The organism is Herbidospora daliensis (assembly GCF_001570585.1).
GTDB lineage: Bacteria > Actinomycetota > Actinomycetes > Streptosporangiales > Streptosporangiaceae > Herbidospora > Herbidospora daliensis.
On the sequence record NZ_BBXF01000002.1, the window covers coordinates 780,554 to 797,882 of the forward strand.

12 protein-coding genes are annotated in these 17,329 nt (G+C 70.0%); 2 read left to right on the forward strand and 10 right to left on the reverse strand.

The genetic code is table 11. The features are described 5' to 3' along the window. The first annotated feature begins 4 nt into the window (after positions 1 to 4). Entirely contained in the window at positions 5 to 1,186 is a 1,182-nt protein-coding gene (locus tag AW274_RS10090; protein WP_062430779.1) for an ROK family protein, read from the forward strand. Here AW274_RS10090 and AW274_RS10095 read toward each other — a convergent pair. From AW274_RS10095 to AW274_RS10135, 9 genes are all read right to left on the reverse strand, one after another. Next, on the reverse strand, positions 1,158 to 1,592 hold the full coding sequence (locus tag AW274_RS10095; RefSeq protein ID WP_083973965.1) for an Ohr family peroxiredoxin: 435 nt from the start codon (positions 1,590 to 1,592) through the stop codon (positions 1,158 to 1,160). The genes AW274_RS10090 and AW274_RS10095 overlap by 29 nt on opposite strands. After that, complete coding sequence (locus tag AW274_RS40140; protein WP_062430781.1) at positions 1,589 to 2,221, reverse strand: sigma factor; 633 nt, start codon at positions 2,219 to 2,221, stop codon at positions 1,589 to 1,591. The genes AW274_RS10095 and AW274_RS40140 overlap by 4 nt, the downstream gene beginning before the upstream one ends. Further along, entirely contained in the window at positions 2,218 to 3,087 is an 870-nt protein-coding gene (locus tag AW274_RS10105) for an RNA polymerase sigma-70 factor (protein ID WP_198169116.1), read from the reverse strand. The genes AW274_RS40140 and AW274_RS10105 overlap by 4 nt, the downstream gene beginning before the upstream one ends. Before the next feature lie 10 nt (positions 3,088 to 3,097). Then, positions 3,098 to 3,796 carry an alpha/beta fold hydrolase gene (locus AW274_RS10110; protein WP_062430783.1) on the reverse strand — a complete coding sequence of 233 codons (699 nt, stop codon included), beginning with the start codon at positions 3,794 to 3,796 and terminating at the stop codon, positions 3,098 to 3,100. Continuing rightward, a complete protein-coding gene (locus tag AW274_RS10115; protein ID WP_062430784.1) occupies positions 3,793 to 3,981 on the reverse strand; it encodes a hypothetical protein in 189 nt (62 codons plus the stop codon). The genes AW274_RS10110 and AW274_RS10115 overlap by 4 nt, the downstream gene beginning before the upstream one ends. After that, on the reverse strand, positions 3,978 to 4,361 hold the full coding sequence (locus AW274_RS10120; RefSeq protein ID WP_062430785.1) for a cupin domain-containing protein: 384 nt from the start codon (positions 4,359 to 4,361) through the stop codon (positions 3,978 to 3,980). Before AW274_RS10120 ends, AW274_RS10115 begins: the two co-directional genes overlap by 4 nt. A gap of 4 nt (positions 4,362 to 4,365) precedes the next feature. Beyond that, the gene (locus AW274_RS10125) at positions 4,366 to 5,118 is read right to left on the reverse strand and encodes an SDR family oxidoreductase (RefSeq protein WP_062430786.1); all 753 of its coding nucleotides are present in this window, start codon (positions 5,116 to 5,118) and stop codon (positions 4,366 to 4,368) included. Positions 5,119 to 5,352: 234 nt separating this feature from the next. Beyond that, the gene (locus tag AW274_RS10130) at positions 5,353 to 7,455 is read right to left on the reverse strand and encodes a ThuA domain-containing protein (protein ID WP_157519974.1); all 2,103 of its coding nucleotides are present in this window, start codon (positions 7,453 to 7,455) and stop codon (positions 5,353 to 5,355) included. Beyond that, positions 7,455 to 10,265: a PQQ-dependent sugar dehydrogenase gene (locus tag AW274_RS10135; RefSeq protein WP_198169117.1), complete on the reverse strand. Its 2,811-nt coding sequence runs from the start codon at positions 10,263 to 10,265 to the stop codon at positions 7,455 to 7,457. The genes AW274_RS10130 and AW274_RS10135 overlap by 1 nt, the downstream gene beginning before the upstream one ends. 131 nt (positions 10,266 to 10,396) lie before the next feature. On the opposite strand from AW274_RS10135, the gene AW274_RS10140 reads away from it, so the two are divergent. Beyond that, complete coding sequence (locus tag AW274_RS10140; RefSeq protein WP_062430788.1) at positions 10,397 to 11,581, forward strand: ROK family transcriptional regulator; 1,185 nt, start codon at positions 10,397 to 10,399, stop codon at positions 11,579 to 11,581. A 40-nt stretch (positions 11,582 to 11,621) separates the two neighbouring features. Here the strand turns inward: AW274_RS10140 and AW274_RS38595 are convergent, their stop codons facing one another. Beyond that, the gene (locus tag AW274_RS38595; protein WP_198169118.1) at positions 11,622 to 17,249 is read right to left on the reverse strand and encodes a ThuA domain-containing protein; all 5,628 of its coding nucleotides are present in this window, start codon (positions 17,247 to 17,249) and stop codon (positions 11,622 to 11,624) included. Positions 17,250 to 17,329 lie beyond the last annotated feature (80 nt).

The window sequence follows — 17,329 nt, forward strand, 5'->3', positions numbered from 1 at the left end:
GGTCATGAAGAACCTGGGGGCGCTGCTGCGGCACATCCACCTCAACGGGCCGACCTCGCGGGCAGCGCTGACGGAGGAGTTCGGGCTCAACCGCAGCACGACCATGGCGCTGACCGCCGAACTCGCCGCGCTGGGCCTGGTCAGGGAGGAGCTCCCCGACGACGTCCAGAAGGCGGGGCGGCCGTCGCTGGTGGTCAGCCCCGAGAGCGAGAAGGTGTTCGTGCTCGCCTTCGACGTCGCGGTCGACTGGCTGGTCGCGGCGCGGGTCGGGCTCGGGGGCGTGATCCTCGACCGGCGGGCGGCGGTGCGGCAGCGGCGGTTCCCCGACCTCGACGACGTCGTCGGCACGCTGGCCGAGTTCGCCCGCCAGCTGCTGCGCGACGTGCCCGACGGCGCGGTCTGCGTGGGGGTCGGCGCCTCGTTCTGCGGGATGATCCGGCCCCACGACGGCACGGTCCGCTACGGCCCCAAGACGGGCTGGGTCGACCAGGCGTTCGGGCCCGAGCTGGAACGCCGGCTCCCGCTCGACCTGCCCGTCAGGGTGGGCAACGAGGCGCACCTCGGCGCGGTCGCCGAGAACGAGCGCGGCGCCGGGATCGGCTTCCGCAACCTCATCTACCTGCACGGCGACGTCGGCGTGGGCGGCGGGGTGATCGTCGACGGCAAGCGGCTGGGCGGCGACGACGGCTACGCCGCCGAGGCCGGGCACATGGTGGTCAACCCCTTCGACGGGCGGCCGTGCCTGTGCGGGTCGCGCGGCTGCCTGGAGGCCGAGGTGGGCGAGAGCGCGCTGCTCGACCTGGCCGGCTGGCCCCACGGCAGCGTCGGCCGCGACGCCGTCGCCTCGGTCGTGCACGCCGCAGAACGCGGCGACCAGACCGCCCGCGAGGCGCTGAACCGGGTCGGCGACTGGCTGGGCGTCGGGGTGGCCAACCTGATCAATTTGTTCAACCCGGGCGTGGTGGTCTTCGGCGGCATGCTGCGCGACGTCTACCGGGGGTCGGCCGAGCAGGTGCGCGACCGCATCGAGGCCAACGTGCTGCCGGTGTCGCGGGAGCGGGTGGAGTTGCGCATCGCCGCCCTCGGCGACGACACGACGCTGGTCGGCGGGGCGGAACTGGGCTTCGCGGGCTTGCTGGACGATCCGGCGGAGGCCGTCAGAGGGGCCCATCGACCGAGAGGCTGATCGCCGGCGGGCTCATCTTCGTGTACGGGCAGAGCGCCGCCGCCCGCGCCACGAGAGGGGCCGCCACGTCGGGGTCGGCGTCCGGCCAGCGGACCGCCAGGTTCACGTCCACCCGATAGCCGTCGTCGGCGGGGTCGCGGCCGAAGGTCACCGTCGCGGCCACGCTGATCGGCGCGGGGTCGAGGCGGCGCCGCCGGGCCGCCAGGCTCAGCGCCGCCTGGAAGCAGGCCGCGTAGGCGGCCGCGAAGAGTTGCTCCGGGTTCGGCCCGCCCGAGTCGCCGCCCAGCTCCCGGGGCAGCCGGAGCTCCAGGTCGAGCGCGCCGTCGGGGGAGACCGCCCGGCCGGTTGCCCGGCCGTGGGCCGAACTGCCGCCGGTCACGGTGACGGTCGTGGCGTACAAGGTCATGGCCGGTGCCAGCCCTCCAGTTTGTCGGGGTTGAGCACGATCCACACCGCCGTCACGTCGGTCGCCGCCACGCTGACGCTCACCACCGCGACCGCCCGTCCGCCGTGGCGGAGGACCAGGCCGGTCCGGCCGTTCACCGGCTCGGCGCAGACCTCCACTCCGGCCACCAGCCGGGAGAGGAAACCGGCGACCGCGTCGGGGCCGAGGGTGGGCCCGAGCGGGGCGCGGATCTTGCCGCCGCCGTCGCTGACGACCAGGACGTCCGGTGAGAGCATCGCCCGCAGCGCGGGCGTGTCACCGGCGGCGCAGGCGGCGGCGAAGCGAAGAGAGACGTGGTCGGGCCGGGCCGGCGTCACGCGGCCTGACCGGGGCGGGGGCGCCTTCCGGGCCGGTGGTGGCGGGTGGGGCGTGCCGGACGCCAGCAGCTCCAGGCAGATGCCGCCCGCCACGCGGGTCAGCCACGCCCGGGGCCGGGTGATCGCGGCGCGTTCGGGGTCGGTGAGGGCGTACCAGCGGCGGTAGGTCTCCTGGACGATCTGGTCGGCCGCCGTCTCGGAGCCGAACAACCAGGTGGCGACGTCGATCAGGTGGCGGCGCTCGTCGAGCAGCTCCGTCAGCGAGCCGGTCATGTGGCGTAACCGGCGAGTTTGTCGGGGTTCATGAGCCAGAGCAGCTGGTGGATGCCGTCGGGGGAAGCGTCGAGAACGAGCAGGGCCCCGCCGATCTTCTCCCTGGCGGGCACGAACACGGCCGGGGCGCCGTTCGCCTCGACGAAGGTGACCGTCGCGCCGGGCCAGAAGCGGGGGGCGAAGGCGGTGATGAACTTGGTCACGCGGGGCACGCCGTGCATCACCAGTCGGGCCGCGCCTCGGACGCCGTTCCCGTCGGTCACGCTCACGACGTCCTCGGCGAACAGGTGCTCCAGCGCCACGACGTCACCCGTCTGGGCGGCGTCCAGGAAGGTCTCCAGCAGCCGCCGGTGCTCGGTCTTGTCGATGGGCTCGTGTCGCCCGGCCGCCAGGTGCTTGCGGGCCCGGCTCACGAGCTGGCGCGCGTTGGCCGCGCTGACCTGGATGATCTCCGCGATCTGCTCGTACGGATAGACGAACGCCTCCCGCAGCACATAGGCCGCCCGTTCGGTCGGGGAGAGCCGTTCGAGCAGCAGCAGGAAGGCGAACTCCAGCGCCTCCCCGCGCTCGGCCCCCAGCGTGGGATCGGCGCTGGTGTCGACCGGCTCGGGCAACCACGGCCCGATGTACGACTCCCGCCGCACCCGCGCCGACCGCGCCACGTTGATCGACAACCGGGTGGCGATCGTGGCCAGGAACGCCGGCGCGCTCTGCACGGCGGTCCGGTCGGCGCCCTGCCACCGCAACCAGACGTCCTGTACGACGTCTTCGGCCTCGGCCGCGCTGCCCAGCATGCGGTAGGCGATGCCGAACAGGCGCGGCCGAAGCTCGGTGAAGACCGATGCGGCGTTCTCCAGGGAATCCACGCTGATCACTTCACCGCACGTGGGTGACGGCGTCGAGGATGGTCCGCGTGACGGTGTCGGGCCACGAGACCGGGATCGCGTGCGAGGCGCCGGAGATCTCCCGGGTGCCCATCGACCCGGCCCGTTCGGCCATGTAGCGCATCGCCTCGACCGGGATGTTGGCGTCGCGTTCGCCGAACACGAACCACGACGGCGTGTCCCGCCAGGCCGCCTTGGTGGCCAGGTCGGTCAGCGCCCGTTCGGTGACCGGGCGCTGCAGCACCGCCATCACGGCCGCCGACTCGGGGTCGACGTCGTGGCAGAACTGCTGCTGGAACCGGGCGGGGTCGATGCGGAACTCGCGGCCGCCGGTGGCGACCGGATAGGAGACCAGGGCGTCGGCCAGGGTGCCGCCCTCGAACTTCTCCGCCAGCGTCAGGGCGCTCTCGCAGGTCTCGGGGGCGAACGCCGAGACGTACACGAGCGCCTTGACCGCGGGATGCACGGCCTCGCTGATCACCATGCCGCCGTAGGAGTGGCCGGCCAGCACGACCGGCCCTCCGACGCCGTCGACCACGTCGCGCACGTAGGCGGCGTCGCCCTCCAGGTCGCGCAGCGGGTTGGCCGCCGTGACGACCGGCAGCCCGGCCGCGTGCAGCCGCCGGATGACGCGCTTCCAGCTCCCCGAGCCGGTGAAGGCGCCGTGCACCAGGACGACGGTGGGACTCATGGCCGTTCCCAGATGACGTCCTCTTCGAGCACCTCCACCGCGCCGATGAGGCCGCGCAGGCCGATCTCCTCGCGTTCGGCGTCGGCCGGGTCGTACAACCACTCGGTGATCGGCTCCTCGGCCAGCTCCTCCGGGTGGCTGTCCTCGGCCATGGCCAGCTCGGCCTCGAGGAACTCCTCGTTCATCGTTTCCATCCCAGGCGGTCGAGTTCGTCCTGTTCGACGAAGGTGAGCATGGGCGTGCCGGGGGCGCAGAACATCGTGACGGTGAACTTCAGCCGCATGTCGTCGCGGGCGTTGCCGTCCTGGAAGTGGATGGGGTCGCCGCCCGGCTCCCAGAAGACCTCCCCGGCCTTGACGATCCTGACCGGCTCCCCCTGCAGCTCGAACCGCATCTCCCCCTCGATGACGTAGCCGAACGCCGGCCCCGAGTGGCGGTGGGGCGGCGTGCCGGGGTCGCCGGGCGGATACTCGATGACGATGGTCGAGGCGTGCGCCCCCTCCGGGATGAACGGAGGGTCGACCTCCTGGAGCACCGTCAGCGCGGTCTTCCATGCTTCGGACATGTGATCACTTCCCCTGGTTGTCCTTGAGCCAGTCGAAATAGCCGATCCGGCCGAGGGTCGCGCCGTCTCCGGGCACCAGCGACCGCTGCTCCAGCTCACTGCCGAAGTAGCGGGCGTGGACGTCGGTCACGACCGTGCGGGGGTCGCCGAGGGCCTTGAGCACCTCGGAGATGAACTCGTCCATCTGGTACTGGTCGGGCCCGGCGATCTCCAACGGCCCGTTCAGCGGCGCGCCGACGGCGACCTTGCCGACGTTCTGCGACACCTCGGCCGCCGCGATGGGCTGGAACCTGACCGGCGCGACGTGCACCCCGTCTTCGCGGGTGGCCTCGTCGGCGATGCCCTTGACGAACTCGTGGAACTGGGTGGCGTGGACGAGGGAATAGGGCACCCCGGAGTTCCTGATCAGCTCCTCCTGGGCGATCTTGGCCCGGAAGTAGTCGTTCTCCGGCAGCCGCTCGCTGCCCACGATCGAGAGGGCGACGTGATGCCCGACCCCGGCGGCCTTCTCGGCCTCCAGCAGGTTCGAGGTGGACGTGGTGAAGAAGTTCCACACGTCGTCGCGGGCCCAGGAGGGCGAGTTCGACACGTCGACCACGACGTCGGCGCCCTTCATGACCTCGGCGAGCCCCTCGCCGGTGAGGGTGTTCACCCCCGTGCTGGGCGCGGCGGCGACCCCTTCGTGGCCGTGCTCCTTCACCATCTCGATGAGCCTCGACCCGATGAGCCCGGTGCCCCCGATGACGACGATCTTCATAGCTTCCCCTTTTCTCGTTGCCGGACGTCAGCTAGGACAGGGGAGAGCCAGAAGTTGTGACAAAAGCCGCGAACTTCTTTTCAGATACCCAGCGACCTGGCGTTATATGACAGCCGCCTCCCACAGGGCCCCGACCGGCACGGCCGGCATCCGGTCCTCAGCTCGGCGGTTCGTGGTGGGATGGTCGCTGAAAAAGGGGGCGCCGGTTGGCCGGCGCCCCCTTTGTGATCTTGATTAGCTGCCGTAGACCTCGAACTGGAAGAGCGAGTAGCCCCAGGCCGTGCCTCGGGTGGTGCCGTAGATCCGGACGTACCTGGCCTGGTTGTTCAGGCCCGTGTTGTCGTCCTCGCCGCCGTTGCCGCCGGTCACCGTTCTGGCCGTGGCCCAGGTGGAGCCGTTGGTCGAGGTCTGGATCTGGTACGCCGACCCGTAGGCCGCCTCCCACAGCAGGCGGACCCGGTTGATCGTGTACGTCTGGCCCAGGTCGACCTGGATCCACTGCGGGTCGGCGAAGGCGCTGGCCCACCTGGTCGTGGCCGAGGAGTCGACGGCCGCGGAGGCCGGGTACTGGGCGGCCTCCACGCTCGACGCCGTGGCGGTCTTGTTGAGGGCGAGGTTGGTGACGGTCGGCGTACAGGACCTGAGGAAGGTGAAGTCGTCGACGTCGAACAGGCCGGTGCCCGTGCCGGTGAAGGTGAGGAAGATGTTCGCGCTGCCCGACGGGACGTTGCTCAGGGAGGCGGTCACGTCGGCGTAGGTGTCCCAGCTTCCGGTGTTCGGGACCGTCAGAGTGCCCAGGATCGTGCCGGTCTGGGAGCCGGTGCGGACCTGGATCTGGCCGCCGTTGCCGCCGGAGACGACGCGGGCCCGGATCGCGGTCGCGCCGCCGACGGTGATGTTGTTGTAGCCCGCCCAGTCGCCCGGCTCGATGTAGCCGAGGGTCTGGCCGTTGTTGGCGCCCGCCTTGGTGAAGGCCTGGGCGCCGTTCACCGAGGTGAACGACTCGGCGTGGACGCGCACGTCGCAGATCGGCGCGCCGCCCAGCTCCTTGATCCGGACGTTGCGGAACGCGGCCTGGTCACCCGAGCCGTGGTTCTGCAGGCCGATGTAGCCGTCGAGGTTGCGCACGGCGTTGGTGTTGGTGAAGTCGTTGATCAGCGCGCCGTTCAGGTAGACCCGGACCCGCTGGCCCTCCACCAGCAGCTCGTAGGTGTTCCACTCACCCGGCGGGTTCAGGTTGGCGTCGCGGGCGGTGAGGTCGGCCGACTTGAAGCCGTAGATCGAGCCCGTCGTCCGGTCGGCGGTGTCGGTGGCGTCGATCTGGATCTCGTAGCCCTGGTTGACGGCGACGTTGGGGTCGCCGCCGGGGTTCGGGAAGCCGATGAAGATCCCCGAGTTGCTGTCGCCGGTCAGCCGCCAGTCGGCCTTCAGCGAGTAGCTGGCGTACTGCTTGGCGTTGTACCAGAACAGGCCCATGCCGCCGACGGACGACAGGGTCGCGTCGGAGTTGGCGAAGCTGCCCGGCCCCGACTGCGACCAGCCCGTGGTCGAGCCGTTGTAGAGGGTCGTGTAGCCCGTCTCGGGGCGGCAGTCGGCGTCGGCGCGCTTGGCTGCGTACCGGATGCCGCCGAGGAGCTGGTTGCGGAAGCCCGCCTCGGCGTAGGTCGACTGGGTGTGGCCGAAGCCCGTGTAGAACGAGCGGCCGTTGTCGATGCCCTTGCACCACGTGATCGGGTGGTCCGCGCCCATCGAGCCGCCCGAGTAGGTCGACTCGTCGAGCGTGGCCAGGACCCGGGCGGTCGAGCGCGGGTTGGTCTGGTAGTTGTACAGCTCGTCGGTGCGGGTCCACGCCTGCGCCAGGTGCGCGGTCGCCGGGTGGGCCCGGTTCTCGGTCCTGGACGTCACCTGCTGGATCGCCGGGTGGCTGGCGAAGTAGGCGCCGGCGAGGGTGTTGTAGAACGACCAGCCGTATTCGGTGTCGGCCGCCGCGTGGACGCCGACGTAGCCGCCGCCCCCGCGGATGTAGCTCTCGAACGCCGTCTGCTGGCCGGCGTTCAGCACGTCGCCGGTCGTGTTGAGGAACACCACCGTCTCGTACTGGGCCAGGTTCGACGTGGTGAACGCGGCGGCGTCCTCGGTGGCGGTGACCGAGAAGCTGTTGGCCGCGCCCAGGTCGCGGATCGCCTGGGTGCCGACCGCGATCGAGTCGTGCCGGAAGCCGGCCGTCTTGGAGAAGACGAGCACGTCATAGGGGGCGTCGGCCGCTTGGGCCGGTGACGCCGTCAGGGTGGTGGCGGCCAGGGCGATGGCCCCGGCCGCGATCAGCGCTTTCCGCATCAGGAAACCGTCCACTTCTGGTTCGCGGCTGCGGTGCAGGTCTGCTGGGACACGACGGTGCTGTCGGCGGTGCTGCTACCCGTCACGTCGAGGCACTTGGCCGATCCGACGTTGCGGATCGTGCCGTCGCTGTTCACCGTCCAGTTCTGGGCGTTGGTGCCGTTGCACGTGTAGATCTGGATCTTCGCGCCGTTGGCGGTGCTGGCGCCCGACACGTCGAGGCACTTGCCGAGGGCCCGGAGGGTCTGTCCGGTACGGGTCCACGTCTGCGCCGCCGAGCTGTTGCACGTGTAGATCTGGACCTGGGTGCCGTCGGTGGCGGTGCCGCCCCGGACGTCGAGGCACTTGCCGCCGAGGCCGGTGACCCGGCCACTGGCCGGCGGGGTGCCGGTCGCGAAGGTGAAGCTGTCGAGGTCGAACAGGGCCCCGGTGCCGGTGCCGGCGAAGGTCACGTAGAGGGAGGTCGCGGTCGACGGCGCGCCTGAGATCGTGCCGGTGACGTTGACGAACGTCTCCCACCCGCCGGTCGGCGCGACGGCCGCCTGCCCGATGATCGGGCCGGTCGCCGAGCCGGTGCGGAACTGGAGGGTGCCGCCGATGCCGGCCGAGGAGACCCGGGCCGTGAACGACGTCACGTTGTTCAGCTTGTACGGGTCGAACTGGATCCAGTCGCCGTTGTGGATGTCGCCGACCGTGCGCCCGCCTTCGGCGGTGGTCTTCGTCATCGGGGCGACGCCCGAGGACGTCTTGTAGTGCTCGCCCTGGCGCTTGCGCGGCTGGAGCAGGTTCTGCGCGTGCGTGGTCAGGCCGCCGTTGTCGGTGTACGACGCGTCGAAGATCGGGAAGATGTTCGCCGCGTCGTCGTGCTCGCCGTCGACCGGGATGGTGATCGTGCCGGAGCAGCCGTTCTGGGCGGTGATCTGGTGGGCGTGCTGGTCGTGCCCGAGCAGGTAGGTCATGGTCACCCGGGAGCAGGCGACCGTGCCGTCTTCGGGGTCGGTGACGGTGACGCTCCACGGCACGCTGTCGCCGAAGGAGGCCAGCTGGCCCGAGGCCGGCAGGTTGATCGTCACGGTCGGGGCGGTGTTGCCGACGCTGATCACGACGCTCGCGGTGCCGGTCGCGCCCTGCGGGTCGCGTACGGTCAGCGTGGCCGTGTAGGTGCCGTTGGCCGAGTACGTCTTGGTCGGGTTCGCCGCCGTCGACGTGGTGCCGTCGCCGAACGCCCACGAGTAGGTCAGCGTGCCGCCCTCGGGGTCGCTGCTGCCCGCCGAGGAGAACGTCACCGACAGCGGGGCCGCGCCCGAGGTCCGGTTGGCGGCCGCCACGGCGTTCGGGGCGCGGTTGCCGCCGCCGACGTAGTCGTACCGGTAGAGGGCGCTGTTGGCGTCGCCGTTGAAGTAGCCGGTGCCGTAGTCGAGGACGTAGTAGGCGCCGTCGGGGCCGAACGCCGAGTCCATGACCTGCTTGCCGTTCCACGGGAAGGTGTCGATCGTGCCGACCGAGCCGTCGGAGTTCACGTGGATGGGCTTGACCCAGCCCCGGCCGAACTCGGTGGCGAAGAACTGGCCGTCGAACGCCTGCGGGAACTTGGTGGCCGAGGTGTTCGCGGCGTCGTAACGGTAGACCGGGCCGCCCATCGGCGACTCGCTGCCCCCGCCGAACGCCGACGGGGTGCCCGCGTCGCCGCCGTAGCGGATCCACGCCGGGCGCGGCTGCGGCAGCGTCTGCAGGCCGGTGTTGCGGAAGGAGTTGTTGGTCGGCTGACCGGCGCAGTTGTACTTCGACCCGGTCGAGTTGGTGGCGAAGTTCCACTCGTTGTAGGTCTCGGTCGTGGTGTTCGTGCCGGTGCAGTAGGGCCAGCCGTAGTTGCCCGGACTGGTCACCCGGTTGAACTCGACCTGGCCCGAAGGCCCGCGGGTCGAGCTGGTGGAACCCGCGTCGGGGCCGTAGTCGCCGACGTAGACGATGCCGGTGGCCTTGTCGACGCTGATCCGGAACGGGTTGCGGAAGCCCATCGCGTAGATCTCGGGACGGGTGTTCGCGGTGCCCGGGGCGAACAGGTTGCCCGAGGGGATCGAGTAGCTCCCGTCGGCGTTCACCTTGATGCGCAGGAGCTTGCCGCGCAGGTCGTTGGTGTTGCCGGCGCTGCGCTGGGCGTCGTACGCGGGGTTGCGGTCGGTGCGCTCGTCGAGCGGCGAGTAGCCGGCCGACTCGAACGGGTTGGTGTCGTCACCCGTCGACAGGTAGAGGTTGCCGGCCGCGTCGAAGTCCATGTCGCCGCCGACGTGGCAGCACATGCCGCGGTTGGCGGGCACGTCCAGGACGTTGACCTGGCTGCCCATGTTGAGGGTGAAGTTGGCGTTGAGCGTGAACCGGGACAGGCGGTTCACGCCGGTCCACGTCGTCCAGGTCGAGGCGCTGCCGGACGCGGGGGCGTCACCCGACGGGGTGCTCAGCGGCGGCGCGTAGTAGAGGTAGACGTGGCGGTTGGTGGCGAATCCGGGGTCGACGGCGACGCCCTGCAGGCCCTCTTCGTCGTGCGTGTAGACCGGCAGCGTGCCGATGACGGAGGTGTTCCCCGAGGCGTCGGTACGCCGCAGGGTGCCGTTGCGGGCCGTGTGCAGGACCGAGCGGTCGGGTAACACGGCGAGCGACATCGGCTCACCCATCTCGGATTCGCCCTTGGCGAGGGCGACCTGCTGGAAGTCGGTCGCGTTGATGGTGTGGGCCTGTGCGGGGACGGCGGTGACGCCCGACAGGACGAGCAGTGATGCGGTGGCGATCAGCCACCTGCGGCGGTGTTTCATGTGCATCCTTAAGCCGGACTTGACTCGATCGAAGCGTAAGTTGTTTCGGGGATATGGTCTAGAAGTTACGTACGGTCCAACTAATCTTTTGATTTTTCAGACAAAAGTAGCTGGTGAGGTAGTTTTTTCCCGTGAAGACCAACCGCCCGGAGAACCCCCACCAGGCCGCGCTGTTGCGCCTCCTCCGCGACGGGCCGAGGTCCCGAGCCCAGCTCAACGACCTCACCTCCGACGGGATGTCACGGTCCAAGCTCAACGGCGAGCTCGACCGCCTGATCGAGCTCGGCCTCGCCGAACCCGACGGCTTCGCCGAATCCCGCGGCGGCCGGAGATCCGGCCTGGTCAGGCTGTCGGCCACCACCCGCTTCGCGGGCATCGACATCGGCGCCACCTCGGTCGACGTGGCCGTCACCGACGGCGAGCTGAACGTGCTCGGCCACGTGAGCGAGCCGATCGACATAAGGAACGGCCCGGCGCCGGTGCTCGACCGGGTCTTCGACCTCGTCGGCAAACTCCGCGAGCAGGGCCTCTACACCCAGCTCAACGGCGCCGGAATCGGCGTGCCGGGGCCGGTCAGCTTCGCCGAAGGGGTGCCGGTGGTGCCGCCGATCATGCCCGGCTGGAACCGCCACCCGCTGCGCGAGACGGTCAGCCAGGAACTCGGCTGCCCCGCGATGCTCGACAACGACGTGAACCTGATGGCGCTCGGCGAACTGCACGCCGGCGTCGCCCGCCAGGTCGACGACTTCCTGCTGGTCAAGATCGGCACCGGCGTCGGCTGCGGGATAGTGGTCGACGGCCGCATCTACCGGGGCGTGTCCGGCAGCGCCGGCGACATCGGCCACATGATGGTCGACGAAGACGGCCCGGTCTGTCCGTGCGGCAACATCGGCTGCCTGGAGGCCTACTTCGGCGGCTCGGCGCTGGCCGCCCAGGCCGAGGCGGCCGCCCGCAGCGGCGTCTCCCCCCACCTGGCCGCCCGCCTGGCCGCGACGGGCACGGTGACCGCCGAGGACGTCGCCAACGCCGCCGCCCAGGGCGACCCGGTGGCGATCCAGCTGATAAGAGACGGCGGACGCCGGGTCGGCCAGGTGCTCGCCGGCCTGGTCAGCTTCTTCAACCCGGGCCTGGTCATCATCGCGGGCGGGGTGGCGCGGCTGGGGCACATCCTGCTGGCCGAGATCCGCAGCGTGGTCTACCGGCGCTCGCTGCCGCTGGCGACGGGCAACCTGCCGATCGTGTTGTCGGAGCTGGAGGACGTCGCGGGGGTGGTCGGGGCGGCCCGGCTGATCAGCGACCACGTCTATTCGGCATAGAAAACCGGGGTGCCTGTGGAAGGCACCCCGGTTCAGATGACTAGCTGTAGAACTCGATCAGCGCTTCGGCGTCCCTGAGGAAGGTCGCCTTCGCCTCGGCGTCGTTCACGATCTTGGGATCGTTCACCGCCTCGACGAACCGTTCGAGCTTCTTGATGATCTTCGGCTTGTCGCGGTCACGGCCCTTGTCCTCCGACACCATGACCTTGGCGATGTCGTCCTGGAGCTTCGCGGCCCCGGTCGCCGAGATCTTCCCGGCCGCCTGGAACCGCTCGATCAGGAGCGAGACGTCGTCGGTCGAGGTCGTGGTCGTGAACCTGACCTCCTTGGTGTACGTCCCGCCCGCGTCGGTCGTCACGGTCACCAGGAGGACGTGCTCGCCCAGGGCGAGCTTGTAGAGCGGCTGGATCGAGCCCGACACGTACGGCTGGCCGTCGAGGGCGCCGGTCACCGTCTTGACGCCGGCGCCGGTCACCTCCCAGCCGATCGTGACGTCGCCGCCGTCGCCGTAGGAGCCGCCGTCCTGGAGGCCGGTGATCACGATGGTCGGCTCGGTGTCCTCGATCGTGATCGTCGCGGCCTTGGTCTCCTCGACGTTGCCGGCCTTGTCGATCGCCCGGTAGCGGAGCTCGTGGTCGCCTACGCCGGTCACGGGGACCGCGGCGGTGTAGGTCGTCCAGGCCCCGCCGTCGAGGCTGTACTCGATCTTCTCCACGCCCGACGTCGCGTCGGTCGCGGCCAGCGCCACCTGGTTGCCCGGCAGGAAGTCCGCCGTGGTCAGGGGGGTGGTCGCGTCGACCTTCAGGGCGAGCGACCGCGCCGTCTCGACGTTGCCGGTCTTGTCGGCCGAGCGGTAGTTCAGCGTGTGCGGGCCGTCGCCGGTCACCGTGACCGGTTCGACGTACGTCGTCCACGCCCCGCCGTCGAGCTGGAACTCGGTCTTGTCCACGCCCGACCCCGCGTCCGTGGCGGCCAGGGCCACCTGGACGAGGCTGGTGAACCAGCCGCTCGCCGGGAGCGCCGGGTTCGGCGTCGCGGTCGTGACGGGGGCGGTGACGTCGCTGCTCGGCTGGGTCACCTTGAAGTAGTCGAACTTGGCCGGCTTGGCCGCCGTCTGGTTGGCGCCCAGGGCGAACAGGCCGATCTTGCCGGCGCCGACCGCCGTGTTGGTCACGGCCTCGGCGATGGTCGTCCACGTCGTGCCGTCGGACGAGTAGGAACCGCGGAAGGTGGTGCCGGTCTTCTGCAGGCGCAGGTACCAGACGCCCTGGGTGAGGTTGTTCGCCCCGGGCTGCGGGTTCTGCACCGAACCGCCGACCTCGCTGCGCAGCTCGATGCGGCGGGTGACCGCCGAGCCGGCCGTGTTGTCGGTGAGGAAGTCCATCTTCACGTAGTTGTCGTCGTCGACGTACACGATCAGACCACCCTGGTGGTACTGCTCGTTGAACGCCGAGCCGTCGAGCTTGGTCTCCAGGGTCCAGTCGCCCGAGGGCGCGGTCTGGAGGATGAAGTTCTTCGGCGCGGTGTTGGCCGTGCCGTAGATGTCACCCTGCGCGGTGTCGATCTCCAGGTTGCCGCCGGCGACCCGGCTGGTGGCGGCGTCGGGGCGGACGACCGCGTTCCAGCGGCAGACGTCCAGCGCGGTGCCGTCGAACTCGTCGTTCGGGCCCGGCTTGACGGCCTTGTCGTCGGGGGTGATGTGGAACCAGTCGAAGGCGGCGTCGACGATCGGGCGGGTGCCCGAACCGGCCAGCGAGACCAGGCCGATGCGCGGGTTGGCGATCCCGGCCAGCGCCTTGGTCTGCGTCATCGCGGTGAAGGTCGCGCCGTCCTGCGAGTAGTGCGCGGTGATGTTGGCGCCGTCGCTGACGAACCGCACGTAGACGGTGTCGGCGTAGGCGTCGCCGAGGTTCGGCGAGTTGCTGGCCGCGACCTCGTTCGGTACGCCGTTCTCCTCGCGGATGAACTGGAACAGCCGCTGCGAGTGGTCGTTCGTGGCGCGAGCCTGGAGGACCATCTTGGCGTAGTTGTCGTCGTCGCCGTAGATGAGCAGGCCCGCCTGCTGGTACTGGTCGCGGGCGTTCATCGTGAGCTTGGCGGTGGCCGTCCAGGCGCCGGAGGGCGCCGGCTGGAGCACGAGGTTCGGGGTGCCGGTGTTGTTGGTGCCGTAGATGTCGGTCTGCGAGGTCGGCAGGACCAGCTTGCCGTCCTGGACCCTGAGGTTCTGGTCCTCCCGGACGACCGACCAGCGGTCGCGGTCGAGCGCGGTGCCCAGGAAGTCGTCGGAACGACCCGAGAAGCACGTGCTGGTGACCGCGTCGACCCTGATGGACACCGACGCGGTGGTGGCCGCGCCGCGGGCGTCGGTCACGGTCACCGAGGCGGTGTGCGTGCCGGGCGCCGCGTAGGTGTTGCTCGCCGTCGCGGTCGTCGGCCCGAAGTTCCACTTGTACGTCAGCGGCGTGTCCCCATCGGGGTCGGTCGCCGTGGCGGTGAAGTCGACCTTCAGCGGGGCCGTGCCCGACAGCGGGCTGGCCGTGACCGTCACGGCCGGGCGCTGGTTCTCGGTGACGCCCTTGCCGATGAAGTCGATCCAGTTGAAGTTCAGCAGCGAGTCGCCCGCCGCCGCACTGGCCGGCTTGCGCAGCACGAAGAACAGCGGCCCGGTCGTCGCCGGAGCGCTCGTCAGGTTCAGCGTGACGTCCTTGTACGTCTGCCACGCCCCCGTCGGGGTGATGTCGATCTGGCCGACGACCGGCCCGTCGTCGGGGTTGCCGGTCTTCACGAGGACCGTGCCGCCCACGCCGGCCGAGGCCGTGCGGAACCGGATCTGGGAGATGCCGCCCAGGTTGACCGGGCTGAAGGAGAACCAGTCGCCGTCCTGGGTGAACCCGATGTTCTGGTTGCCGCCCTGACTGTCGCCGGTGGCCTCGATCTGCACGCCCGCCGGGTCGGTGCCGACGCCGTCGGCGACGCGGCCGGTGCCGGAGAAGTGCTCGGCCTGCTTGCGCTTGGGCTGGAGGATGACCTCGGCCCGGCCGGTCAGCGACTGCGAGCCGCCCTGGCCGCCCTTGTCGGCGTAGGTGGCCTCGAGGATGTAGAAGAGGTTGTCGTCGATCCCGTGACCGCTGTCGGTCAGGGTCTGGATGGTGCCCTCACACCCCTCGTGCTGGTCGAGCGGGTGGCCGTGGCTGTCGTGACCCAGGTAGGCCTGGATCTGCACCCTGGCGCAGTCGATCGTGCCGTCCTCGGGGTCGGTGACGGTGATCTTGTAGTTCACCTGGTCGCCGAACTCGAAGAAGCCGCCGTTCGGGGGCAGGTCGAGGGTGACGGTCGGGCGGGTGTTGCCGGCGTTGATCGGCAGGTTGGCGGTGCCGGTCAGGCCGTCGGGGTTGCTCACCTTGAGCACGGCGCTGAACTGGCCGGCCTGGGTGTAGGTGTGGCTCGGGTGCTGCGCGGTCGAGTCGGTCGTGCCGTCGCCGTCGAAGTCCCAGGCGTACGTGAGCGGCTTGCCGTCGGGGTCGCTGGAGCCCTGGCTGGAGAACTGCACGGCCAGCGGGGTCGGGCCGTCGGTCTTGTCGGCCGTGATCCGGGCGATCGGCGGGCGGGTGCCCTTGACGTACTCGATGCGGTAGATGCCGGAGTCGGCGTTGTCGCCGCCGAAGCCGGAGCCCCACTCGATGAGGTACAGGGCGCCGTCAGGACCGAACTTGATGTCCATGGGGCGCTTGAAGCTCATGCCGGTCAGGATCTGGTTGATCTTGACCTGGGCGTCGCCGGCCTCGTTGAGCAGGAACGAGAACATCTTGTTCGTGTTCCACTCGCCCATGATGGCCTTGCCGTCCCAGTACGCCGGCCACTTGACCGTCGACTCGGAGGCCGCGTCGTAGCGGTAGACCGGGCCGGCCATCGGCGCGCCGCCGTTGAGCTCGGGGAACCGGTTCGGGTTGACGCTGTTGACGTAGTCGATCGTGGCCGGGACGGCCGGCGGGAGCTGCGTCAGGCCGGTGTTGTTCGGCGACTCGTTGACCGGGTTGGCGCAGTTGAAGGGCTGCCCCGCCGTCTTGGTCGCGAAGTTCCAGTCGATGTACGGCGTGTTGTTGCCCACGCAGTACGGCCAGCCGTAGAAGCCGGTCTTGCTGACCAGGTTCCACTCGACGGTGCCCTGCGGGCCGCGCTGCGGGTTGCTCGCGCCGGCGTCTGGGCCGTAGTCGGCGACCATCACGTGGCCGGTCTTGGCGTCCAGGCCCATGCGGAACGGGTTGCGGAAGCCCATCGCGTAGATCTCGGGACGGGTCTTGTCGGTGCCCGGCGGGAACATGTTGCCCGGCGGGATCGTGTAGGTGCCGTCGGGCTGGACCCGGATGCGCAGCAGCTTGCCGCTCAGGTCGTTGGTGTTGGCGGAGGTGCGCTGCGCGTCCCAGGTGGCACGGCCGGCCTGCTCGTCGATCGGGGCGTAACCGTCCGAGGCGAACGGGTTGGTGTTGTCACCCGTCGAGAGCCACAGGTCGCCGGTCTTGTGGTCGAGCAGGATCTGGCTGCCGTGGTGGCAGCACTCCGCGCGCTGGACCGGGATGTTCAGGACCTGCTTCTCGCTGGCCATGTCGAGGGTGTCGCCGACGACCGTGAAACGGCTCAGCCGGTCGACGTTGACCCCGGCGGGCGAGTAGTAGACGAACACCTGGTTGTTGGTGTCGAAATTCGTGTCCAGCGCGATGCCCATGAGGCCGGCCTCGTTGGCCGTGTGCACGTTGAACTTCGCCGCCGTGACCGTGGCGCCGCTCGGCTTGATGATCTTGAAGTCACCGAGGCGGTCGACGAAGAAGACGCGGCCGTCCTTGGCGACGTCCATCATCATCGGGTTCGACGTGTTGTCGTCGAGGGTGATCTTCTCGTAGCTGCCGGACTGGGAGGCCGCGCAGTCGGCCTTCTCGACGCCCGCCGCCGTGCGGATGCCGCCGAGCAGCATCTTGGTGAAGTTCGCCTCGACGAAGCTCTCCTTGGTGTGGCCGAGGCCGGTGTACCAGGAGCGGCCGCCGTCGTAGTCCTGGCACCAGGAGATCGGGTGGTCGATCCCCATCGTGCCGCCGGTGTACGACTTCTCGTCGAGCGACTGCAGCACGTGCACGGTGCTACGCGGGTTGGTCTGGTAGTCGTACCACTCGTCGACCCGGGTCCAGGTCGTCGGCAGGTGGGCCGTCGAGGGGTGGGCGGGGTCCTCGGTCCGGAGGGTGGCCTGCTGGGTGGCCGGGTGGCTCTTGAAGTAGCCGCCGACCAGCTTGCCGTACCACTCCCAGCCGTAGTGGGTGTCGGAGGCCGAGTGGATGCCCGCGAAACCGCCGCCGCCCTGGATGTACTTCTCCAGCGCCTCACGCTCGGACGCGTTGCTCAGCGGGTCGCCGGTGGTCGACAGGAAGACGACCGCGGCGTACTGCGCGAGGTTGGCGTCGGTGAAGGCCGCGCTGTTCTCGGTCGCGTCGACGGCGAAGTTGTTCTCCGTGCCGAGCTTCTGGATGGCGGCGATGCCGTCGGGGATCGAGTCGTGCCGGAACCCGGTCGTCTTGGAGAAGACCAGGACCTTGAACTCGGGATCGGCCGCCGCGGCGGCCTGCGCCTGTGCGTGCGCGGCCACCGGGGGCGTCAAGGGCAGCACGAGGGCAGCGGCCAAGAGGAGAACCTTGGCCAGCCTTCGAAAAGGCATGAAGAGACCTTTCCTGACAGGAGGGAGACAGTCAGGCAAAGCGCGCG